This window comes from Vibrio anguillarum, assembly GCF_001989995.2.
GTDB classification, from domain to species: Bacteria; Pseudomonadota; Gammaproteobacteria; order Enterobacterales; family Vibrionaceae; genus Vibrio; species Vibrio anguillarum.
Genome location: NZ_JAHGUP010000054.1, coordinates 51,667 through 76,349, shown reverse-complemented (window position 1 = coordinate 76,349; position 24,683 = coordinate 51,667). Strand labels below are relative to the sequence as shown.

General features: G+C 42.7%; 19 protein-coding genes. 7 read left to right on the top strand and 12 right to left on the bottom strand.

The features are described from left to right. Positions 1–2: 2 nt before the first annotated feature. The 4 genes from PL85_RS13485 to PL85_RS13470 all read right to left on the bottom strand — a co-directional run bounded on the left by PL85_RS13485 (position 3) and on the right by PL85_RS13470 (position 5,121). Positions 3–1,634, bottom strand: a complete 1,632-nt coding sequence (locus PL85_RS13485) for an ATP-binding protein (protein ID WP_115339738.1) — start codon at positions 1,632–1,634, stop codon at positions 3–5. 109 nt (positions 1,635–1,743) lie between these two features. Then, positions 1,744–3,048, bottom strand: a complete 1,305-nt coding sequence (locus PL85_RS13480; protein ID WP_029189993.1) for a sodium ion-translocating decarboxylase subunit beta — start codon at positions 3,046–3,048, stop codon at positions 1,744–1,746. 9 nt (positions 3,049–3,057) lie between these two features. Continuing rightward, positions 3,058–4,854: a sodium-extruding oxaloacetate decarboxylase subunit alpha gene (gene oadA, locus PL85_RS13475; RefSeq protein WP_013856986.1), complete on the bottom strand. Its 1,797-nt coding sequence runs from the start codon at positions 4,852–4,854 to the stop codon at positions 3,058–3,060. Positions 4,855–4,881: 27 nt separating this feature from the next. Beyond that, complete coding sequence (locus PL85_RS13470) at positions 4,882–5,121, bottom strand: OadG family protein (protein ID WP_019281352.1); 240 nt, start codon at positions 5,119–5,121, stop codon at positions 4,882–4,884. A gap of 428 nt (positions 5,122–5,549) precedes the next feature. Between PL85_RS13470 and citX the strand changes: the two genes are divergently transcribed. After that, the gene (citX, locus tag PL85_RS13465; protein WP_013856989.1) at positions 5,550–6,080 is read left to right on the top strand and encodes a citrate lyase holo-[acyl-carrier protein] synthase; all 531 of its coding nucleotides are present in this window, start codon (positions 5,550–5,552) and stop codon (positions 6,078–6,080) included. Positions 6,081–6,193: 113 nt separating this feature from the next. Here citX and citC read toward each other — a convergent pair whose 3' ends face one another. From citC to gyrA, 6 genes are all read right to left on the bottom strand, one after another. Beyond that, entirely contained in the window at positions 6,194–7,285 is a 1,092-nt protein-coding gene (citC, locus tag PL85_RS13460; RefSeq protein ID WP_013856990.1) for a [citrate (pro-3S)-lyase] ligase, read from the bottom strand. Between the two features lie 259 nt (positions 7,286–7,544). Continuing rightward, entirely contained in the window at positions 7,545–9,050 is a 1,506-nt protein-coding gene (locus PL85_RS13455; RefSeq protein WP_013856991.1) for a tripartite tricarboxylate transporter permease, read from the bottom strand. 11 nt (positions 9,051–9,061) lie between these two features. Next, the gene (locus PL85_RS13450; RefSeq protein ID WP_019281353.1) at positions 9,062–9,556 is read right to left on the bottom strand and encodes a tripartite tricarboxylate transporter TctB family protein; all 495 of its coding nucleotides are present in this window, start codon (positions 9,554–9,556) and stop codon (positions 9,062–9,064) included. Positions 9,557–9,651: 95 nt separating this feature from the next. After that, complete coding sequence (locus PL85_RS13445; protein WP_013856993.1) at positions 9,652–10,644, bottom strand: Bug family tripartite tricarboxylate transporter substrate binding protein; 993 nt, start codon at positions 10,642–10,644, stop codon at positions 9,652–9,654. A gap of 412 nt (positions 10,645–11,056) precedes the next feature. Next, positions 11,057–12,703 (bottom strand): methyl-accepting chemotaxis protein, encoded by a 1,647-nt coding sequence (locus tag PL85_RS13440; RefSeq protein WP_115339737.1) that lies wholly within the window; start codon positions 12,701–12,703, stop codon positions 11,057–11,059. A gap of 357 nt (positions 12,704–13,060) precedes the next feature. After that, positions 13,061–15,784, bottom strand: coding sequence for a DNA topoisomerase (ATP-hydrolyzing) subunit A (gyrA, locus tag PL85_RS13435; protein WP_115339736.1), 2,724 nt, complete (start codon positions 15,782–15,784; stop codon positions 13,061–13,063). A 294-nt stretch (positions 15,785–16,078) separates the two neighbouring features. Here gyrA and ubiG point away from each other — a divergent pair, with 294 nt between their 5' ends. From ubiG to yfaE, 4 genes are all read left to right on the top strand, one after another. Then, entirely contained in the window at positions 16,079–16,786 is a 708-nt protein-coding gene (gene ubiG, locus PL85_RS13430; RefSeq protein WP_017044298.1) for a bifunctional 2-polyprenyl-6-hydroxyphenol methylase/3-demethylubiquinol 3-O-methyltransferase UbiG, read from the top strand. A 480-nt stretch (positions 16,787–17,266) separates the two neighbouring features. Further along, positions 17,267–19,549 (top strand): class 1a ribonucleoside-diphosphate reductase subunit alpha, encoded by a 2,283-nt coding sequence (nrdA, locus tag PL85_RS13425; RefSeq protein WP_017046168.1) that lies wholly within the window; start codon positions 17,267–17,269, stop codon positions 19,547–19,549. 68 nt (positions 19,550–19,617) lie between these two features. After that, positions 19,618–20,751 carry a class Ia ribonucleoside-diphosphate reductase subunit beta gene (gene nrdB, locus PL85_RS13420; RefSeq protein WP_010318364.1) on the top strand — a complete coding sequence of 378 codons (1,134 nt, stop codon included), beginning with the start codon at positions 19,618–19,620 and terminating at the stop codon, positions 20,749–20,751. Next, positions 20,751–21,029: a class I ribonucleotide reductase maintenance protein YfaE gene (gene yfaE, locus PL85_RS13415; protein ID WP_013857000.1), complete on the top strand. Its 279-nt coding sequence runs from the start codon at positions 20,751–20,753 to the stop codon at positions 21,027–21,029. Before nrdB ends, yfaE begins: the two co-directional genes overlap by 1 nt. Before the next feature lie 67 nt (positions 21,030–21,096). On the opposite strand, the gene PL85_RS13410 is transcribed toward yfaE, so the two are convergent. Further along, positions 21,097–21,351, bottom strand: coding sequence for a hypothetical protein (locus PL85_RS13410; protein ID WP_013857001.1), 255 nt, complete (start codon positions 21,349–21,351; stop codon positions 21,097–21,099). A gap of 263 nt (positions 21,352–21,614) precedes the next feature. Beyond that, positions 21,615–22,853, bottom strand: a complete 1,239-nt coding sequence (locus tag PL85_RS13405; protein ID WP_013857002.1) for a CinA family nicotinamide mononucleotide deamidase-related protein — start codon at positions 22,851–22,853, stop codon at positions 21,615–21,617. 156 nt (positions 22,854–23,009) lie between these two features. Between PL85_RS13405 and PL85_RS13400 the strand changes: the two genes are divergently transcribed. Continuing rightward, on the top strand, positions 23,010–23,948 hold the full coding sequence (locus tag PL85_RS13400) for a DUF3943 domain-containing protein (protein ID WP_234826560.1): 939 nt from the start codon (positions 23,010–23,012) through the stop codon (positions 23,946–23,948). A gap of 202 nt (positions 23,949–24,150) precedes the next feature. Next, the gene (locus PL85_RS13395; protein WP_013857004.1) at positions 24,151–24,663 is read left to right on the top strand and encodes a glycine cleavage system transcriptional repressor; all 513 of its coding nucleotides are present in this window, start codon (positions 24,151–24,153) and stop codon (positions 24,661–24,663) included. Positions 24,664–24,683 lie beyond the last annotated feature (20 nt).

Below are 24,683 nucleotides of genomic sequence, written 5' to 3'. Positions count from 1 at the left end.
TCTTAATTACCTTTATTCGGAATAAAAATTGAAAATATCGTTCCCTTAGGTTCCGCATCATCAACTAATATAACTCCACCAGCATTCATCACGTATCGATTGATAAGATATAAACCTATTCCATGGCCTTCACTATCTTTTTTACTGGTTACCCCACGTTCAAAAATAGTACTTGCTATATCCGATGATATACCACAACCATTGTCAGAGACTTCAACCACTAAATCATCACCAGCATCTGTAATTAACACGGTAACAATTTTATTACTTTCAGGGTTCTGAAGTGTGGCTTCAAATGCGTTATCAATCAAATTCCCAATAATAGCGGATAATTCATTTGGTTCTATTTTTTCATTTAAATGACGTAACTGGCAAGTGGGATCGAACTGCAATTCCAGCCCTAGCTCGCAAGAGCGAGAATATTTTCCTAGCAGGATTCCTGCAATTTGCCTTAGTTTTATTTTTGAACTTATAAAGTCAATTAATTGTTGCTTTTTTATGTTTTCACTGTTAATTAATTCTAATGCTGCTTTATTATCTCCTATTTCTATTAAACCACTAATTGTTGATAATTTGTTTGCATGCTCATGACGCATCACACGTAAATTATCAGTGTATTGTTTTATTTGTGTTAATTCTGCCGTAAGTGAATTAATATCATTCTTTTGACGAAAGCTAACAACCCACCCTATGAGTTCTGTACCATCAAATATAGCAACTCGGTTGGCAATGATCGTTTTCCCATTGATCGATACAATTCCATCTTTAATATTTTTTTCAAACGGTGTCTGAAAGAAAAATTGAGCATTAGTTACATACTCCAAAATGGAACGAGATTTCATATGTTTTGGATCACGCTCTGATCCCAGTAATTCTAACGCGCTACGGTTGATCGCTAAAATAGAACCTACTTTATCGATAGCAATCACTCCCTCATAAACGGACGATAAAATCGACTTTTGAAGATACAGTGCCAACGCAATTTCTGAAGGTTCCATGCCATTCATTTTCTTTTTTATGTGACTAGAGAAAAACCAAGCACCAATTAATGTCAAAAAGAATGTAAAGATGAGTTCATAAACCAGTGGTTGAAAATAAAAATTGACCCATTGCTCAAAGCGATTGAACAAATAGCCAACAGAAATAACACCAATTATTTCACCATCAAAATCGACGATTGGTGCTTTTCCACGAACACCATAACCTAAACTTCCCTCTTGAATGGAAACATAAGCCTCACCTCGTTCTAATACTCCTTCATTATCACCACCTTGCATTGGTTTGCCGATGCTCTTTTTAACGGGGTGAGATAAGCGTATGCCATCAGCATCGCCAATTACGATAAAACTAGCATCCGATATTTTATGCAATCGGCTAATAACGTGGTCAATCGCGGCAATATTTTTAATCCGAACTTCTTGAATTAACTCCGGATCACTTGCAATCTCTTTAGCTTGAATAAGCGCTCTTGTTCCAACTTGATGCTCAAGCGTATTAATAAGCCCTTTATGAAAGTTCATACTCACTAGAGAAAGTTGAACCATCATTAGGCAAAATATTAATATAAATACCCGATTTCTAAATGATAGACCATTTTTCATTCTTGCCACTATTTGCATAGAATTAATGCTCATACTCGAAACTTTCCTTTAATTAAACTTCTTATTTAGTCTATTCATCGGATATTTTGCTTGGCAAAATAATAAAAAGGAAGATACCGTGATCTTCCTTTTTAAATTACGGTTAGCCTCCGATCACATACTTGATCATTACTCCAGCCGCTACAGCCGAACCGATAACACCAGCCACGTTTGGTCCCATCGCGTGCATCAATAAAAAGTTTTGTGGATTAGCTTCTAGACCCAATTTATTACTGACTCGCGCTGCCATCGGTACCGCCGAAACCCCTGCAGAACCAATAAGCGGGTTCACTTTTTCGGTGCAGATACGATTCATGGCTTTTGCCATTAGCAGACCCGCCGCTGTACCCACACAGAACGCAACAATACCCAACGCTAAAATACCTAATGTTTGAGGTTGTAAGAACTTGTCTGCCATCAACTTCGAACCTACCGACAATCCAAGAAATATCGTAACGATGTTAATTAAGGCATTTTGAGCAGTATCACTGAGCCGTTCCACCACCCCACACTCACGCATTAAGTTGCCAAAGCAAAACATCCCAAGTAGTGGCGTGGCCGAAGGCAGCAACATCGCAATCAAAATAAGCAGCATTAACGGGAAGCAAACTTTTTCAACTTTACTAACGGTTCTAAGCTGCGTCATTTGAATTTTACGCTCTGCTTCCGTGGTCAGCGCACGCATAATCGGCGGTTGAATCATAGGAACCAACGCCATGTATGAGTAAGCGGCAACAGCAATAGCACCCAATAATTCTGGCGCTAGCATACTCGAAACATAAATCGCAGTAGGGCCATCAGCCCCCCCAATGATACCGATAGCCGCAGCCTGAGCCACACTAAAGTCCATCAGCCCCAATTGACTAAGACCTAACGCACCAAGAACGGTAGCGAAGATACCAAATTGAGCAGCGGCTCCTAGCAACAAGGTTTTGGGGTTCGCCAATAGTGGGCCAAAATCCGTCATAGCCCCCACGCCCATGAAAATGACCAACGGGCCCACACCAGATGCAATAACCACGCTATAGAAGGTATACAACATACCATCGCTGTAATTGAATTGTTCAGCCAATAAATGCAAATTCATTTTTTGTAGCGGAGTTGCCATCTCAAGCGCGTGCTTCACCGAATCAGGAGCCGCTTCCGTGATATTAAGCACAGAGGAAAAAGCGCTCATAACATCGCTTTTCCCAGCGTAGATCGCCGCTTCTATTGCATTAACGGCTAGGTTTGCATCTGGCAAGTTTGCTAAAATTCCGCCGAAACCAATCGGTACTAGCAGTAAAGGTTCGAACTTCTCCACTATGGCCAAGTACAGCAACAAAAGACCGATGATAATCATAACGGCTTGGCCTAGCTGTAAATGGAAAAATCCGAAATCATTGATTAGCGCTAAAATACTGTCCATCATCGTTCCTTACGCTAACGCCATCAAAGCATCACCAACCTGCACGGAATCCCCTTCAGAGACACTCAACTTTTCAATAATGCCATCCCGGGCTGCGCGGATTTCCGTTTCCATTTTCATGGCTTCTAAAATCAGCAGTACTTGGCCTTCTTCGACTACATCTCCTACCTTGGTGTGTATTTTCCAAATGTTGCCTGCCAGAGGAGCAGCCACTGTTTCAGCGTTACCTGAAGGAGCACTAGGGGATGCCGAAGCAGCCGCTGCTTTGGGGGAAACGTTGGACGCAGTTGCAAGAACCTGTGGATCACCGCCTTCGTTGATTTGAACAACGTAGCTTTGGTTATTAACACTCACGGTATAGATCGCTTGTTCTTCTTTGCAGGCCACAACGGGGGCTTTCACCTCAGCAATACAAGGCTTAGGCTCAAATGCAGCTGGATTCATTCTATTTTCTAAGAACTTCCAACCCACCTGGTCAAACAGTGCTATGGTAAGAACATCGTCAATCACCTCTTCAACTAAAGAGATATTTCTCTCTTTGGCCTGTGCTTGAACACTCAATGACAACGTATTGATTTCTGGTTCAATTAAATCAGCAGGTCGACAAGTGATTGCCGCTGCGCCTTTCAGCACTTTCGCTTGAAGTTCGGCATTCACTGGCGCTGGTGTCTGTCCGTATTCTCCTTTAAGAACACCAGCCGTTTCCTTGGTGATGGTTTTGTAACGCTCACCCATCATCACATTGATCACCGCTTGCGTGCCTACGATTTGTGACGTTGGGGTAACCAGTGGAATAAAACCGAGATCTTCTCTTACGCGAGGGATCTCTTTCAGCACTTCGTCTATTTTATCAAGTGCATTTTGCTGTTTGAGTTGGCTTTCCATATTGGTCAGCATGCCGCCAGGCACTTGAGCCACTAAAATACGTGAATCGGCTCCTTTTAGCTGCCCTTCGAAAGCATGATATTTTTTGCGAATTTCACGGAAATAAGCGGCGATACTCTCTAATTTGTAGATGTCTAACCCGGTATCACGTCCTGTCCCTTTTAAGGCCGCGACTATGGACTCAGTACAAGGATGGCCATAAGTACCACTCATCGAAGAAATGGCAGTATCAACGCGATCCACTCCAGCCTCAATGGCCTTCAGTAATGTCATATCAGCAAGGCCTGCCGTTGAATGACAGTGTAAATGAAGCTCTATATCAAGCTGTTTTTTCAGTGTAGAAACCAATTCGCTGGCTTCATACGGCGTCATAACACCCGCCATATCTTTGATTGCGATGGATTGCACACCGCACTCTACTAATTGCTCCGCCACATCAACCCAAGATTGCATGGTATGAACTGGGCTCGTGGTATAGCAAATGGTGCCTTGAGCATGAGCTCCATACTTATTGACGGACTGAATGGCCTGTTTCATGTTGCGTACATCGTTTAATGCATCAAACACACGAAATACGTCCATTCCGTTGACAACAGCACGCTCAACAAATTTATCAACAACATCATCAGCATAATGGCGATAGCCAAGGATGTTCTGTCCTCTAAATAGCATTTGTTGCTTGGTATTTGGCATCGCCTTTTTAAGCTCGCGCAACCGATGCCATGGGTCTTCCCCTAAAAAGCGGATGCATGAATCGAACGTGGCTCCGCCCCACGTTTCCAAGGACCAGTAACCAATTTGATCAAGTTCCGATGCGATGGGTAACATGTCATCAAGACGTAAGCGAGTAGCAAAAAGAGATTGATGCGCATCGCGCAAAACGACATCGGTGATGCCAAGTGGTTTATTGTTATTAGACATTAAAAATCCCCTATATTCGAATCATGATTAACTGAATTTTTTCTTATGGTGGTGAAGGGCTGCAGAAATGGCAGCGACAAGCGTATCTTCAGGTGCCGTGGTTTTATCTGACACTGTAGGCTTGTTGATTAACACTGGTAAAAAATAAGATGAGAGACTGGTCAACACTCTAATTGCGCCCACCAGCAACAATAGGAAACAAAACACAAACCCCATGCCTAATGCCATTAGGGTTATGCCTTCATAAATAATTGGATCTTGGCTCATGGTTATTCTAAAACCCACATTAAAATCGGTGAGATTAGTCTACTGAGCGAAGCTTATGGACTTCGTGAACTTCATCATTCAAATGACACCATTAAACAACTTAAATGGTGTTTATTTATTTAATTCATATTGATGTAAATACCGTTTAAATTCATCAAATTGATAACAAACAATTTACATCAAGCACACCTAAATAACCAAATAAGCAGGGAACAAGCCCATATTTAAACCCAATCAAACAGGAAAGTGACGAAATAGCAGATAATGGTAGCCAACTTTATAGTGACCGGATGTCAGCAAGGAATAATTAACATCATTAAGGTCATTTAAAACTCAAGTGCTGCGTGTAATTGTCCGCTAATTCAAATTTTGATCATCATTTCGCCGTTATGGTTTAAATATGGGATATGCCAAAATGAGAAAACACCATGCAAAGCAACCAATACCGTAACACCATAGACAATTTGACAAATCTACAACAAAGAATTGAACGTCAATCTCAACTCTTAAAGCAATTTCAGGCGCCCCTGATCACGCTTACATTAAATTTGCCGATTGAATTAGCTCAAAAAAGATACACCGAAGTGATATTCAATAGCGCACTTGATGCTATAAATGAAAAGATCAATGCACTCAGATCACAGGTACTGCATCGTCAGATAATCCATTCCAATTTTGGTTCAGAAGCCTATTATATTACTCAGATTGCATCGGCTAACGTTGTAAAAAAAGCGATGATCGATATTGAACAGATACACCCTTTAGGTACGTTATTTAATATCGATGTAATGTGTCTGCGAGGGAAAACCATTTCTAGAAAATCTTGTGGTATGGCACCACGGCAGTGCCTAATGTGTGGCCAGCCAGTACAGAAATGTTCATCGACTCACCAACATGCATTGGATGAGCTAGAAAAATGTATCGTTTCATTATGTAATCAGGCTTACAGCTATAGTTAAAAACTAGTCGTTAGTTAAATATGTAAACGCGATTTTCATTCGAGCCCATCGGCACAATGAGTGTAATAAATAAAAGCGCCCTTGCATTGCGGCGCTTTTGCATTGGTATGCATTCAACATTGTATTGCGATATTGCCTCTATCTTTCATCGCCATCGTTCTTCTCTTTACTTGGTAAACGGATGTATCAAGGCTAAATAACGGCTTCAAATAGTTAAGGGTCGTTTCTGGAACAAGTTGCGCAACCATATCCCATTGATTATCGAACAGTAGATTTCTCACTAATGACGCCGAAATTGGCGTATTGGCTTTTTCTGTCCGTGGAAGCTCAATCAAAGCGATCGGCGCACTGTCTAACGTCGGTGTAGTCAACCATTGCAGCATCTGCTGATTATAAAAACGTGTAACGGCGCAAATAGGTTCAGTTCCCACATACCTACGTGTGATCCCCAATGCGGGTGCAATATAATTGCGAAATAATTGCAGATCGACCGCAGTATGACAGTAGTTCGTCACCCCTTCATCTTTGAGAAAGTAACTAGGAAAAGTCGCGCGCGAAATAATATAGTCTGAACCTTCGTGGATAATGACATTTTTTAGATCTTTCACACCTGAACGTATCATTGCTAAGCGATCTTGATAAGAAAAAAAGGAACGATCCTCTTTAACCACAAAAAAATGGACCCAATCGCATTGTTGAGCGGCCTGTTCAATCAGGTAACGATGCCCTCTCGTAAAAGGATTGGCATTCATCACAATACTTCCGATGTGATTGCCAGGTTGCTTTAGCTTTGAGAGTTGGTGGCAATAATCGGTGAGCCGGGACTTGCTGTTTTCTAGCAGAATGACGCGCCCTTTTACAGCGGTAAGCAAATAAAAACCCGCACTGTGAAACATCGCGTAATTTTCAGGTTTGGTGTAAATAAAAAGATTGTAACGCCCCAAATCGTAAGCAAGCGTGACCAATTCACTTAATAATGTTGTTGATAACCCTTGTCCTTGGTGCTGAGTGTCTACCGCAACGGACTTGAGTGTATTCCCCGCCAAACCACCGCATCCAACAATGGATTGGTTATAGTAAGCGATGACAAAGAGTTCAACATCCGCATCAACCCCGAGTCCCATTTTTTGCAAGAATAGACTGACGGGCTCCATTCTTCTTGCATTGCTCTTTTTTATTCGTTCAAAACTGTATGACGTGAGCACAGGCCTTTCTCATTTAAAAATTCACCAACAAATTATCTTGTTTCTTTGACTGACTAACGTTGAGTTTCATCATATAGGGTATCAATGATTAATTATTTAAATGGCGTTAATGAATTAATTCAGCATTTTTGGATAATATTTAACCAATACCATTTGATTTTATATTAATGACAAAACCCTCCATCTATTGGATGGAGGGTTTTGTCGCTATTTACATCAATGCAACACTAAATTTCATCTAGTTTAAAGAACTCGAAAATTATGCTGGCTGTGATGTTTGTTTTGTCTTTCTGTACATACCAAATAGTGGTAGTGCAATTGACAATACAGTAATAGCAATTAATACCTGTGATACGGTTGAGCCTGCAAAAATAGATAAATCTTGATTGGAAATCCTAAACGCTTGGCGGAATGATTGCTCCATGGTGCCACCCACTATCACGGCAAGAATCATAGGCGCAGTGGGGATATTCACTCGCTTCATGATCACACCAGCCACACCCAAGATGATCAGAATGTAAAACTCAATCACTGAGCTACTGATCGCGTAACAACCGATAAATGCCAAACCTAATACAATTGGGTATAACACTTTAGGTGGAATGGCTAACACTCGTACTAACAAACCTGCCAGAGGAATATTCACTATAGCCAGAATGATGTTTGCTACAAACATACTTGCAATCAGACCCCAAGCCACATCAGCATGCTGTACAAATAGCAATGGTCCAGGCTGAATACCCAACATCAGTAACGCACCCATCATGACGGCCGTCGTACCAGAACCTGGAACACCGAGCGACAACATCGGGATCATTGCACCAATCGATGCAGCGTTGTTAGCCGACTCTGGTGCTGCAAGGCCTTCAATTGCACCATGGCCAAACTCTTCACTGTGTTTTGAAAGCTGCTTTTCGTTGTTGTAGCACATTAACGAGGCCATAGTCCCACCCGCACCGGGCAAGGAACCGATGATGAAACCAATGGGAGCACTGCGAAGAATAGCCCATTTGGAACGTTTCCAGTCATCCCCTTCAATCCAAATGCGTTTGAATTTGGTTTGTGCTTTTTTCGTGCCTTTACTTAACGAACTGAAGCTCTTAAAGACTTCACCCATTGCGTAAATACCGATAATCACCACCAGAAAATCAATACCCGTTTGAAGGTGTAAATTACCAAATGTAAATCGTTCTGCTCCACTTTGCGCATCAATACCGACCGTTGCAATAGCAAGACCGATTACCATGGATAAGAAACCTTTCAACATATTGCCTTTCGACATGGATGCGGTCATGGACAACGCAGCCACCATCAACAAAAAGTATTCCGCAGGACCAAATTTAAGCGCGAATCCTGCAACAGGTTCAGCAAGTAGTGTCATTAAAATTGCGGCTATCGTACCGCCGATCAAAGAAGCAATCGCTGAAATCGCTAACGCGGATTCTGCTCTGCCCTTCATCGCCATCGGGTAGCCATCGAAGGTTGCCGCCAAGGCGGCACCATCTCCGGGAGTATTGATCAAGATCGAGCTACGAGAACCACCAAACATCGCCCCAATGTAAACACCCGTCATAGTGATCAAGGCGGCCGTCGGCCCCATAGCAAACGTCATGGGAAGCAGAACAGCAACACCCGTTGCGGGGCCTAAGCCTGGAAGCATTCCCACAACAGTACCCAATATGCCACCTAACGTGACTAGTAATAGATGATAAGGTTGAAAAGCGATACCAAAACCATTCATTAAGTTAACAAAAATATCAGTCATAATTATTTGCCTTATTCCATAAACGGTAATGGTGGAAGACTAATGCTTAGTAACGTGCTGAACACAAAATACACGCAGACAGAGAACGCTAATGCAACCAAGATGCTTTGTTTCCATGCCTTGATTCCACTAGTGATCGTCAACATTGAAAACAAGAAGAAGAAGGTGCTGATTACATAGCCAAGTGGGTCGAAAATCAGAGCGTAACCAACAGAAACAATGCAGGTATATAAAATTCTTTTACGATCAAACTTCTTCACTTCATCTTCATTAATCAAAGCAATAAAAGCCATGACAGAGGCTCTCATGTTACTTTTAGCCAGAAGAATGCAACCTACCATCAGAGCAAGTACTGCAATGCCCATTGGGAAATAAATAGGATCAAGTGGGTTGCCGAAGGCAGCTCTTGGCATGGTATAAGTCATGCCTCCATATATAAGACCAAATCCGACGCTAAACAAACCTGTAAAAGCATCCCAGTTTGGACGAATCTTGTTATTTTCCATATGTAACCCTTTTGCGAGGAATGATTGAGAAACAATGCGATTGGAAAGAATTCGGGGACACGACAACACTCTGAGCCCCCAATATTTAAGATGAATTATTTTTTCTTAAATATTTCCGCTAGGATCTCTTTATATTGCTCATTAGTGGTTGCCAAAAATTGAGTGAATTCCTCACTATTCTGGTAAGCATCATCCCAGCCATGACGTTTGCGTGCTTCCGCCCACTCTGATGTTTCCGCCATTTGTTTTAACTTGGCATTCCAATAAGTGACCGCGTAATCAGGCATATCTTTCGGGCCAAATAACCCACGCCAGTTTTCGAAAGTCGCATCAATTCCTTGTTCTTTCACTGTTGGAATCTTAGCAACTTCGCCTTCACCAATTCGTTTATTAGCTGTGTGTGCCAGCGCTACTAGGTTACCGCTTTCAACCAATTGAGCGACATCACCAAGACCGGTCGAAATGAGGTCAACGTGTCCACCCAATACTTGAGCCACCGCGCCGCCGTCCTGAAAGGAAATGTAATCAATCTGGTTTAGGTTCGGTACGCTTGCTGCTTTCGCAATCATCAGAAATTGAATGTGATCCATACTGCCTGCAGCCGATGTTCCACCAATTTTAACGCTCTTTGGATCCTTTTTAAGCGCATCCATCACTTGATTGATTGAGGTGTATTTTGAATCTTTTGAAACGACGAATGCGCCATAGTCAGTGATCAAACGGGCTAATGGAGTCGTATCCTCATAGCTGTATTTGCTTGCACCAGTAAGGTGAGTAAGCAAAATAGGTGGAGAATAAACAGCAATTAATTTGTCACTGTCTTTTTGCGTTTGCATATAAGCTAAGTTAACGGCACCACCACCACCAGGGCGGTTAGTGATCGGTAAATTCGATTCGACTAAGTTGGTATCTTTTAGGGTCTTAGCAACGGTACGAATGGTTAAGTCCCAACCACCACCAGCACCTGCTGGGGCTATAAATGAGATTGTTTTAGGCGGATAATCTTTCGCCATTACCGTTCCTACAGGAATAGCGCAGATAGAGGCAATCGCTGTGCTGATCAGTATACTCTTGAGTTTCATATTCATTATTGTACCTATTATTTATAGTTATTCCCTTTAGCTCAACTATTAGCTAAATACTTAACTGTCATTCAGCCTCAAATTGATAATGGAATTATTCAATGAATACGAAAATGGTTATGTGATTCAAAACCCTATAAATTAGTTGTTTAATGCGGGATATGACGTTTATGATTTTAAACTGAGTACGCTTTATTAAAACCCACTCACGTATAAAATAAATACAATACATAACAAATGGTTAGATAAATATCTCATTTAAATAAAAATAACCAACTCATGTTTAACATCACAGAATCAAGAAAATTGTGACGTGCGACAAATAATAAAAATAGTGAGTGATAGGATATTTAATTCTTATTTTAAAAATAAGAAAGAGAGCCTCCACTCTCTTTCTGTATCGTATTAATCACCACAATTACAATTTAAAATTATTCACTAGGCTATCGAGTTGCTTAGAAACTTTTTTCAAATGTTCGCTACTGACAGTGAGCTCCTCAGCCACTGTTGTTGTTTCCATGGTGAGATGATTAATATCTTCAACGGTGCGGTTGATTTCACTGACCACACTTGATTGCTCTTCCGTTGCCGTCGCCACTTGAATGTTCTGATCACTAATATTCTCTATATAAACGCGGATCTGTTTTAGCGAGCTATTGGCATTTTCAGCTTGTTCAACCACCAACAAACTCTGCTCTCGGCCTTGGGACATTGCCCCAACCGCCCGTTTCGATTCTTCTTGTAAGTTATTAATGACTCTTTGAATTTCTTCGGTTGATGCAGCAGAACGGCTTGCTAAATTTCGCACCTCATCGGCAACGACCGCAAAGCCTCGACCTTGCTCTCCCGCTCGCGCCGCCTCAATCGCTGCGTTCAATGCAAGTAAGTTCGTTTGCTCGGAAATGCTACGAATAGTCTCAAGTATCGAGCTGATGTTAACCACTTGACCAGCCAAAGAGCCTACGACTTGTGCAGCTTGCTCTAATTCACTGATCAAATCTGCAATTTGCACTTGTGCTTTCTCTACTACAGTGGTGCCATTTTCCGCCTGATGAGTGGCCTGTTTCGCAACGTCGGCAGCTTGAGCTGCGTTGTTTGCAATTTCGCCTACCGTTGCACCTAGTTCATGAATGGCAGTGGCCACTTGGACTGTTCTATCACGTTGCGAAGTGCAGTTGTTTTTGGTTAATAGCGCCCGAGCTGAAACTTGGTTAGCCGTATTCGCTAATTCATAAGAACTCGAAGCCACTTGCTTGATCGCTACATGTACTTTCTCAATGAAGTCGTTAAAACTATCGCTAATTTTCGATAACTCATCTTGACCACCTAAATCAATGCGAGCATCTAGCGCCATGTTTTCAGCGGCCAAAGCAATCGATTTTTGTAGGCTGGCCACTCGCGTTTTTAGGCCGATAACAATAAAGAATGAAGTGACAAACGAAATTAGCACACCAATACCAATAATGATGAACATGTGATTTTGCCCTTGGGCATAACTCTTTTGGCTATTGACGTTCTGCTGTTTGGCCTGCTCTAGTAGCGAATCGAGGATCACATTGGCTTTTTTACGCAGTTCACCATAGGTAACCGCGTATTGATCTCGGTATATGTTGCGCGCCGTATCTAGATCGTCCTTTTCAAATGCTGCCAACATAGGATTAAGTTGAGTACTGACCATTTTTTCAAAGTCAGTCAACAGTTGCTGAACTTGTCTCCGCTGTTCTGGATCCACTTGTGACTGAACTGCGTGCTCGACAGACTGCCTCATTTCAGGGATATCTTCGTCACGTGTCTCTTTCACGCGTGTGAGGACACCCTTTTTATCTCTTAACGACGTCTCTTGAAGTAACATCATATCGATACCAACCCGCATACGGGGAATTCGAGAGGCAACTTCAGCCATTGAACGCATTGGCGCGGCCGTATTGAGATAGAGCTGTTCTGCCTGCCGTTGAATCGTCGACATGCTATTGAAGCTCGCCATTCCAACAATAATCAACGCAACGCAAGGTAATAACACCGCAAAAATTAATCGCGATTGTAAGGTAAACCGATTAGCAAACATCTTTTATATCCTTTTTAGTTGTAGCGCCATTATGTGATGGGGACAGATCTTAACCAATGAATGGTTTCTTATTTATTAAAAAGTTATCTTTTCTAGAACGTTTAAAATTAAATTAATGACTTTTATGACGTTAACTCAATAGCTAAGTATAGGCAATTTTAGGTTGAATGAGAGATGTGGAGTCAGCCGTATTTGTGGCACAGATGATCTTTTCAAAAAGACCACCACGATTTCAACGCTGAATGGAAATCCTTCACTTGTTGGATGGGCTGCTCGCTAGAAGTAAAAAGCCGAAGCAATCAATGCTCCGGCTTTTATTCTTTATTACTTTAGAATAAAGGTGGATATGTGAAACGATTACTCGTCTTCAGAATCGCTGCTCGGTTCAGAGTCAGCTTCTTCTGCGTCACTTTGTACTTCTAAAATTGCAACGCTCGCTTCACCTTCTAGCAATTCCTCACCTTCTGGTAACTCAACATCTTCAATTTCTTCAATACGTTGTAAACCTACGACGTTTTCATCTTCAGCGGTGCGAATCAAGGTCACACCTTGAGTATTACGCCCCACTTGGCTCACTTCCGCGACGCGAGTACGAACGAGCGTACCGGCATCGGTGATCATCATGAACTCATCACCTTCTTCAGTTTGCACTGCGCCGACAACTTGACCATTACGCTCAGACACCTTGATTGAAACAACGCCTTGAGTTGCACGACCTTTAGTTGGGTATTCCCCTAAGGTTGTACGTTTACCATAGCCGTTTTGTGTCACTGTTAAGATGTCGCCGTCATTTGAAGGAACAATCAGCGATACCACTTGGTCGCCTTCTGCTAGCTTCATACCACGAACACCGGACGCTGTGCGTCCCATGGCGCGAACACCTTTGAACTTAATTTCTGGCTGGCCATGTTCATCAAGAACAGGCTGACCATTTTCATCCAATACTGGCGTTTCTTCTGATTCTTTAAAGCGAACCACTTTACCAAATTTAGAAAACAGCATAATTTCACTGTTGCCATCGGTAATGTCCACACCAATCAAAGAGTCATCTTCACGCAAGTTAACCGCGATCAAACCGTTAGAACGCACGTTGGCAAAGCTTGAAAGTGATGTTTTCTTCACTGTACCGTCACCGGTCGCCATAAAGATAAACTTATCATCACTAAACTCAGTGACTGGCAAAATCGCAGTAATACGTTCCCCTTCTTCCAGAGGAAGAATGTTAACGATAGGTTTACCACGCGCTGTACGGCTCGCTAGCGGTAATTGATAGACTTTCAAACGGTATGTCTTACCACGAGTCGAGAAGCAAAGAATATGGTCATGAGTATTCGCCACAAGAAGACGCTCAATGTAGTCTTCTTCTTTCATCTTCGTCGCGCTCTTACCTTTACCACCACGGCGTTGTGCTTCGTAATCGCTGAGGATCTGGTATTTCACATAACCTGCATGAGAAAGTGTAACGACCACATCTTCACGAGCAATCAGCTCTTCCATGTCGATATCGTGAGTTGCCGCGGTAATTTCAGTGCGTCGTGCGTCACCAAAAGCATCACGAACAGTTTCAAGCTCTTCGCGGATCACTTCCATCAAACGTTCAGTGCTGGCAAGGATATGCATCAGTTCAGCGATTTCTTCCAGAAGAGCTTTGTACTCATCAAGAATTTTTTCGTGCTCTAAACCTGTCAATCTGTGCAGACGAAGCTCAAGAATTGCTTGGGCTTGTTGCTCAGTTAAGAAATATTTGCCATCACGGATACCGTATTCTGGTTCAAGCCATTCAGGACGAGCGGCATCGGTTCCAGCACGTTCAAGCATTGACGCTACGTTGCCAAGATCCCAACCACGAGCAATCAAGCCTTCTTTTGCTTCTGCTGGCGTTGCCGCGCGTCGAATCAATTCGATGATTTCATCAATGTTGGCTAACGCGAGAGCCAGTGCTTCTAGAATGTGGGCACGATCACGAGCTTTACGCAGTTCAAAAATAGTACGACGCGTCACCACTTCGCGGCGGTGATCAACAAAGCATTTCAACATTTCTTTCAAGTTGAATAGCTTAGGTTGACCATTATCCAGCGCAACCATGTTGATGCCGAATGTCGTTTGTAACTGTGTTTGAGCGTAAAGGTTGTTCAGAACCACTTCGCCAACCGCATCACGTTTACATTCGATAACAATACGCATGCCGTCTTTATCAGACTCATCACGCAGTGCACTGATGCCTTCGACTTTTTTCTCTTTAACCAACTCAGCAATTTTTTCAATCAAGCGTGCTTTATTCACTTGATAAGGGATTTCTCTGACGATAATGGTTTCTTTACCATTCTTCTCGACTTCGATATCCGCTTTAGAGCGCATGTAGACTTTACCGCGCCCTGTTTTATAAGCGTCGATAATGCCTTTGCGGCCACTGATTAATGCTGCTGTTGGGAAATCTGGGCCCGGAATGTAGTCCATCAACTCATCAATGGTGATGTCTTCATTATTTATATAGGCCAAGCAACCATCAACCACTTCCGTTAGGTTATGAGGTGGGATGTTGGTTGCCATACCGACTGCAATACCGGATGAGCCATTGACCAGTAGGTTAGGAATTTTGGTAGGAAGAACCGCAGGGATCTGTTCTGTACCATCATAGTTCGGTACATAATCGACCGTTTCTTTGTCGAGATCGGCAAGCAGTTCGTGGGCAATTTTTGACATGCGTACTTCGGTGTAACGCATTGCTGCCGCAGAGTCACCGTCGATCGAGCCAAAGTTACCTTGGCCATCGACCAACATGTAACGCAATGAGAACGGCTGCGCCATACGAACAATCGTATCGTATACAGCACTATCACCATGCGGGTGATATTTACCAATCACATCGCCCACAACACGGGCAGATTTTTTATATGGTTTATTCCAATCGTTACCAAGCACATTCATCGCGAATAGAACGCGACGGTGTACTGGTTTTAGGCCATCACGCACATCTGGAAGAGCACGACCCACGATAACGGACATCGCGTAGTCTAGGTATGAACCTCTTAGCTCATCTTCAATGTTTACGGGCGTGATCTCTCTAGCTAGATCGCTCATAGAGCCATTATCCCTCTATCTTTTGATCGTATATTCGATACGTACAAGGCCGAAAAATATAACACATAATTCACTACTTCGGCATCCCTTTCCCTTTCCTTTTATCAGGTTGTGACCTTTGTTGTGTATCAAGTGCCGAGAAATTGCACATTCATTCCATACCCGGCTGATTAATGGCCAAATTTTAGCCAAAAATTAATGAAATAAAGATAACCTGTAGCCTGTGATAATCAACTGGTTATAATACCCCACACAACTAAAGATGCCTATTTTGACAGCAAGAGCGAATCTAACATGACTAAAGCACAAAACGTTGATCTTAATGAAATTAAAAAGTTTGAAGAGATGGCGTCACGCTGGTGGGATCTGGATGGTGAATTTAAGCCACTGCATCAAATTAACCCGTTAAGATTGAACTATGTGTTGGTCAATGCCAACGGCCTATTTGGCAAGAAGGTGCTCGATGTTGGATGTGGTGGCGGAATTTTAGCCGAAAGCATGGCACGAGAAGGTGCGCAAGTGACTGGCTTAGACATGGGCAAAGAACCGCTTGAAGTCGCTCGTTTACATGCTTTAGAAACCGGAACAAAGCTCACTTATATTCAAAGTACGATTGAAGACCACGCCGCTGACAACCCACACACATATGATGTTGTCACCTGCATGGAAATGCTTGAGCATGTTCCAGACCCATTGTCCGTTGTTCAAGCCTGCTCTGCGTTGGTCAAACCCGGCGGTCATGTTTTCTTTTCTACACTCAATCGTAATTTTAAGTCTTACCTGTTTGCCATCGTGGGCGCAGAAAAGTTGCTACGCATTGTTCCAGAAGGCACACATGATCATGAAAAATTCATCCGCCCATCGGAACTGATTAAGATGATTGATAAAACAAACCTGCAAGAGCAAGGAATAACAGGCCTACTTTATAACCCGTTAACCGATACTTACCGTTTAGGGCGCAATGTTGATGTCAATTACATCGTTCATACTCAGCTTTTTTAAAGTCAGTGGTCATCTAATATGCCATTATCGATAGCGTATTGCTCACGTTAAAAATTAAGCCGAATAGCACATTTTTTCTCGGTTTCTAGGCTGTTTTTTGTGCTCTAGATTCCATTTTAACCACATCGAAAATCGCTCCCTTTTTTCCTCAAAGATCAAGAAGTTTTTTTTTGATTGTGGTTACATCTAAACCAAACTCAAAACGGTAATTTTCTACAATCAAATCGGCTCTTTGATCATCAGTAAGTGGGTACTAACTGTTTTTTTTATTTTTGCTAGTTATCCACAAGCTGTCCCAGATCTGTAACTTGAAATGAGCTTCAGATAGCACTATCTTGTAACTCGCAAAGCAAAGAACCCCTATATGTTGTGTTTGCACTACAATATATAGATAAATTCAGATCACAAAGCCGCGATGAAATTTACAACAATTCTACAAAAATACGGCCTTAATCAGTTTTGTTAGGGAAATGAAGCAGAATGAACCAAAAACTTACTGTCACCAAGCGTGATGGACGCAAAGAAACAATTGATCTTGAGAAAATCCACCGTGTAATCGCGTGGGCTGCGGAAGACCTGCACAATGTCTCTGTATCACAAGTAGAACTGAAAGCTCACATTCAGTTTTACGATGGTATTACCACCTCTGACATCCATGAGACTATCATCAAATCCGCTGCCGATTTGATTTCAGAAGAGACGCCAGATTACCAATATCTAGCTGCTCGTCTTTCGGTGTTCCATTTGCGTAAAAAAGCCTACGGACAATACGAGCCACCCACTTTGTACAACCATGTCTCTCGTTTGGTTGAAATGGGCAAATACGATAAGCACCTTATCGAAGATTATACTCGCGCAGAATTTGAAGAACTCGACACTTATATCGATCACGCACGTGACCTTAATTTTTCTTACGCCGCGGTAAAACAGCTTGAAGGTAAGTACTTCGTGCAAAACCGTGTGACTAAACAAATTTATGAGAGTGCCCAGTTCCTCTACATTTTGGTCGCCGCTTGCTTATTCGCGAAATATCCAAAAGAAAACCGTCTCGATTACATTAAGCGTTTTTACGACGCAACATCAATGTTCAAAATCTCGCTGCCAACGCCAATCATGTCGGGCGTGCGCACGCCTACCCGTCAATTTAGCTCATGTGTGTTGATTGAATGTGGTGACAGCTTAGATTCAATCAATGCCACAGCAAGCTCTATCGTACGTTATGTATCACAGCGTGCGGGTATTGGTATTAACGCGGGCCGCATTCGTGCATTAGGCTCGGAAATTCGCGGTGGTGAAGCATTCCACACGGGTTGTATTCCTTTTTATAAATATTTCCAAACCGCAGTGAAATGCTGTTCTCAAGGTGGTGTACGTGGTGGCGCAGCCACTGTCTTCTACCCTTTGTGGCACGGTGAAGTGCAGTCGCTACTGGTATTGAAAAATAACCGCGGCGTTGAAGAGAACCGTGTTCGTCATATGGACTATGGTGTTCAGCTCAATAAGTTGATGTATTCTCGCTTAGTCCAAGGCGGTAATATTACCCTATTCTCCCCTTCTGATGTGCCTGGATTGTATGACGCATTCTTCGAAAACCAAGACGAATTCGAACGTTTGTATGTTCAATATGAGAATGACACTTCGATTAAAAAAGAGACGGTGAAAGCGGTAGAACTGTTCTCCCTATTGATGCAAGAACGTGCCTCCACTGGCCGTATCTACATCCAGAACGTTGACCACTGCAATACGCACAGCCCGTTTGATGCGTCTGTAGCGCCTGTTCGCCAATCCAATCTCTGTTTGGAGATCGCACTGCCGACGAAACCGCTGTCTAATGTTGAAGATAATGAAGGTGAGATTGCGCTATGTACGCTTTCGGCATTCAACTTAGGTTCAATTCAATCTCTGGATGATTTCGAAGAGTTGTCTGATCTTGTGGTTCGTGCGCTAGATGCACTGTTGGATTATCAAGATTACCCACTGCCTGCCGCTTATAAGTCAACCATGAATCGCCGTACATTGGGTGTAGGCGTGATTAACTACGCTTACTATCTGGCGAAAAATGGCGTGAAATATTCGGACGGTAGTGCAAATGGTTTGACACACCGCACTTTTGAAGCGATGCAATATTACCTGTTGAAGGCTTCAGTCGCGTTAGCCAAAGAACAAGGCCGATGCCCTCTATTCCATGAAACAAATTATGCCAAAGGCTTGCTGCCTATCGACACCTATAAAAAAGATGTCGACCAAATTTGCGCAGAACCTTTGCATTATGATTGGGATGCGCTGCGCGCAGAGATCATGGAATTTGGCTTACGTAACTCAACGTTAACAGCGTTAATGCCTTCAGAAACCTCTTCGCAAATTTCCAATGCCACCAACGGTATTGAGCCTCCTCGCGGTTATGTTTCAGTAAAAGCCTCAAAAGATGGCATCTTGAAACAAGTCGTGCCGGATTTCATTAATTTGAAAGAGAACTATGAGTTATTGTGGAATATTGGTTCTAACAACGGCTATCTGCACCTAGTCGGCATCATGCAGAAATTTGTTGACCAAGCGATTTCCGCTAATACCAACTACGACCCCAGCGCGTATGAAAGTGGCAAAGTACCAATGAAACAGTTGCTGCAAGATCTGCTGACGGCATATAAATTTGGTGTGAAAACCTTGTACTATCACAACACTCGTGATGGCGCGAAGGATGATCAAAAAGACGCAGTACAGGCACAAGATGATGATTGTGCGGGCGGCGGTTGTAAGATCTAACTCTATTTTACTCAACGTATTCAATAATGCTCCCCACGCAAGGGAGCTTAAAAGGGATTGAGGCATTTATGGCTTACAGTACTTTTTCTCAAAAAAAGAATGATCAACTCAAAGAACCGATGTTTCTTGGCCAATCGGTTAACGTGGCTCGTTACGACCAGCAAAAGTTTGAAATTTTTGAAAAACTGATAGAAAAACAGCTCTCGTTCTTCTGGCGTCCAGAAGAAGTCGACGTATCGAGTGATCGCATTGATTACAACAAGCTTCCAGATCATGAAAAGCACATTTTCATCTCGAACTTAAAATATCAAACGCTACTGGATTCAATCCAAGGTCGCAGCCCTAACGTGGCACTGCTACCGCTGGTTTCGCTTCCTGAAGTGGAAACATGGATTGAAACCTGGTCATTTTCAGAAACAATCCACTCACGTTCATACACTCATATTATTCGTAATATTGTGAATGATCCTGGCATTGTGTTTGATGACATCGTCGAAAATGAACATATATTGAAACGCGCAAAAGACATTGCACACTATTACGATGATCTGATCCAACTGTCTAATGACTACCACCGTTTTGGTGAAGGAACACATCAGATTAATGGTGAGAGCGTCAAAATTAGCTTGGGTGACCTGAAACGCAAACTTTATCTTTGCTTGATGTCAGTCAATGCGTTGGAAGCGATTCGTTTCTATGTCAGCTTCGCCTGCTCATTTGCCTTTGCAGAGCGCGAATTGATGGAAGGTAACGCCAAAATCATCAAGTTGATTGCACGTGATGAAGCTTTGCACCTGACTGGTACACAGCATATGATCAACTTGCTGCGTAATGGACAAGACGATTTCGCTTTCTTACAAATCGCTGAAGAGTGCAAGCAAGAATGTTTTGATTTGTTCAAAGCGGCTGCTGAACAAGAAAAAGAGTGGGCTGAATATCTGTTTAAAGATGGTTCGATGATTGGTTTAAACAAAGACATTCTGTGCCAATACGTTGAATACATAACCAACGTTCGTATGCAAGCGGTTGGTTTAGATATCGCCTACCCCGGCGCAACATCAAATCCAATTCCTTGGATTAATGCGTGGTTGTCTTCAGACAACGTACAAGTTGCACCTCAAGAAGCAGAAATCAGCTCCTACCTTGTAGGCCAAATTGACAATGAAGTTCGTGCCAATGACTTCGAGGACTTTGAGCTGTAATGGCGACCATTAAAATCAACAAAGTTACAACCATAGAATCAAACTCTTCCAATACTTTATTGGAAAGTATGGAGAGTGCGGGGCTAGAGCCAGAGTACAACTGTCGCGATGGTCACTGTGGTGCCTGTCGCTGCACGCTCGTTAAAGGCGAAGTGGAATACGTTGGTTTTGCGATGGCTTACACAGAGCGCAACGAAATATTGCCCTGTATTTGTAAAGCCAAAAGCCACGTGGAACTTGCTGGTGTTAATTATCGACCCAAAGCAAGGCGAGCCTAATCTCGATCTGCCAATAGTGCACTGTTAACGCATCACACATTGGCGCGTTAAAAAGGTAAAGCCAGAGCTATGCTCTGGCTTTATACATTCCTAGAAGAATGCCATCAGCTGTACCCATTGATACGGATTTGTTAGCGATTTCTCTGCCATCCCCATCAAACAATGAAAGTCTATATCCTTGATAGCTAGGCGTATCTAAGTCTGATGGAGCGTTGAGCCATAAAGAAACAACATCACTCATTTCATTACTCAATGCCTCACCTAAGATCACTTTTTGACTTGCAACTTTATACCAAACTAAAATTTTCGATTGGTTAAACATGTCAGCCTCCTGCTGAATTTCATCGAGCGGACTGACAGTGTACAGAGAAAAGATGTGTAAAAAAGACCCAATTTTGAAACAATTTTATCTGATGCGTGAAATCATGAGCTTAGTCTTTAGACGAAATAATCATAAGCTAAGCACCTCACCGAACCTACGGAATAAGCCAAAAAATCATGCAGTTACCACCCGATACAATTTAAACATAAAGAGCCTCATTATCAATAACTTAGATTTAAAAACACGCTAACACATTGAGTTAATTAGCCAATAACGCTCGCAGGTAAAAACATCTCTTTGACGGAGATCAATGCCCCATACTGAGCAAAAATAGGCTTATTCGATAAATAGCGGCGTAACATATCAGCCGCGATGGTCCCCATTAACTCCCTCTGCTCATCGGCGCTGTAACGACGCTTGAATTTGAGGATCTGTCCCCACTCTCCCTGCGGAGCCGATAAAGCTAGGCTAAATTGATCATCATTTAATACACCAGTCACGAGCGATAACGAAGTAGAACACTTTTCCTTCGTTGCGCCAGCAAGCGCTAATGACGCCGCGAGTGGATCTTGATCGCCTAAGCCCGATTCAACGTTGCGGCTCAAAATCCAGCAGTGACCGCTCAACGCTTCCACTTGCTCGTTACTTAACAACCAACTGGCAAGCCAACCTTTGGTCGCTTGTTCTGCAATAGAGATCGATAATCCTTTGTCTTGCATTAAATGACCGATATGCGTGAGCATAGGTTCATCGACACTCACAACATGTTGTTCCAAATGCTGGTAGATGATCTGTAGTAGTTTTACTCGGCGTTCTAAATCACTTTTCGGACCAAACAATTTCACCTCAATAAAAGGCAGATAAGAACGATACCCCAGCATATACCCTTCCGGTAAGACTAATTTATCCAACTTATCTGAAATGGCCGATTCCGATGAACCCAGAGTGAATAAACGGCTGCACTCTAATCCCGTTTGTTGTGGGTATGTCGCTAGCAAGTCAGGTAAAATCTGTTCAGAGACCATCAACTTAAACTCTTTGGGTACTCCGGGGGTGAAATAACAAACACAATCATTAATCTGAACTTTAAAGCCGCAAGCCGTCCCTATTGGGTTATCAATGATGTCAGAGAACTCCGGTAACATCGCTTGTTTGAGGTTACTTTCTGGCATCACAACACCACGCTGCGCAAAAAATTCGTCCAGTTTTTGCTTCCACAGCACAGACAACACCAACTTTTGGTCCGCCGCTTGAGCCGCCGCCGCCGCACTTAAATCATCAGACGTTGGGCCGAGCCCACCATTCACGATCAATACATCATTATTGAAACTGAGCATCAGTAACTCTTCAACCAAGGCTTGCTGGCTATCGCCTACCGTTGATCGTTTTACTAACGAAAAACCCTGCTGGAAGAACTCACTGGATAACCAAGCAGCATTGGTATCGACAATATCGCCATGGAGCACTTCCTCACCCGTGCTTAACATTGCTATTTTCAACATATCATGGTGTCCTTTTATGTACGCTTACAGGTGTGCTATCAATCAATACGGCAGAGAATAAAGTGCAATATATAACGCTTTGAATGCTATTTTTCTCATAAGTTTCCTTATTTACATAATTTGCTGTTTTCATCACCGCCGCTTTAATAGATAATTGTGATTCTGATCATTAAAAACAAAACTTTGGAGCCCTCCGTGTCAAAGAAAAGCATCATACCATTGATGTTATCGTTTTCGGCTTGTGCTAGTGCCACTGCATACGATTTCAACCAACACATTGAGTTTTCCTATACGGTCGACTGCAATCAAATTTCTTGTTTTAATGACGATCCGAATATTTACCAATCGAACTCTCCATTTTTAGCAAGCTTAGCAGAGTCGCAACCGCTAAACCTTGAAGAGCCCGCGCTGCCTAAATATCTTACCGTGCAAGATACAAAAGACTGGGACTATCTCAAAGGCCAAACCTATACCATCTTAGGATTAAGCGTAGCAACCGTTGGTTTAATGACATTTTTGCCTGCATCCATTACCAAATGGGATGAAGAGGATCGCAGCATAAGCGGCATAGGCAGCAAATGGAAAGATAACGTATCATCCGGCCCCACTTGGGATAGAGATGAGCATTATCTCAACTACATTATGCACCCCTACTTTGGCGGCGTTTACTACACAGCCGCAAGACATGCTGGATTTAATGAGTTTGAATCTTTTCTTTACTCCGGTGTTATGTCGACTTTCTTTTGGGAATATGGCGTAGAATCGTTTGCCGAGATACCGTCATGGCAAGACTTGTTTATTACGCCCTTTTTCGGTGCGGTTGTCGGTGAGCTGATGTTTGAAGCGGAACAAGATATTGTTACCACAGGTGGTGAAGTGTTGGGTTCATCGACTCTGGGTGATGTCACACTTTTCTTCCTCAACCCTGTTGGACATATCCATGGCTGGGTATCAAATGCTTGGGGAGGCAATGCCGAAGTAGAATTTAATGGCACACCTTGGTTTGGTAACCAAGATGCCGCAAAGTTTGCTTTGGACTCAGGCGCTAGCTATGATTCGCAATTTTATGGCCTTAATCTCAAAGTCAGTTTCTAAAAAACAGGGCTAAACACAAGGCCAATGCCTAAAGCCAAGGCTATTTTTGTGGCCCAAGTATGAATACTGACAAGCAAGAGACTGCGTAAATGTAAAAAATTGACTCTCATCAAGTCTTATCTAAGATAGGCCTCTACACTGAAGTGAAAGGAATTCAAGATCAACGATTTATCTTTCGTTAGCTTGCTATGGGAGGCCTATTATGAACAGTACTTTTATCGTCAATTTCGTCGGCAGTGCAACACCAGCCACAATTAAGCATCTTGCCGCGATCACTCATGAAAATGGTGGAAAATGGTTAATAAGTAAAGTGAACTTTATTGAAAACCAAGTAGCTGCCGTCATTAAAATAGAGTTACCGACCTCAAATGCCGTTATCGTTCAACAAGCATTTAGAGAACAACCCGATCTTCTGGTGCAGATTGTTGATTCTGACGTACATCAACACGAAAAAGAAACGATTTACCAACTGCGGATTGATGCAAACGACCGTGCAGGCATCGTCAACGAAATCACCCACCTTCTTGATAATCAAGGTATCAATATTTTAGATATGGATTGCCAACGCGTTTTTATTGCGGGTGGCGGTGGTGTCAGCTCAAGTTTATTTACCGCCAACCTAGCCATCAAGCTCCCAGCTGCGATACAAATTGAAGACGTAGCCGATGAGCTTGAAGCGCTCAGTGAAGATACGCGCGTGATATTAGAAGTGTAATCTCGCTTACGCCCCCGAAA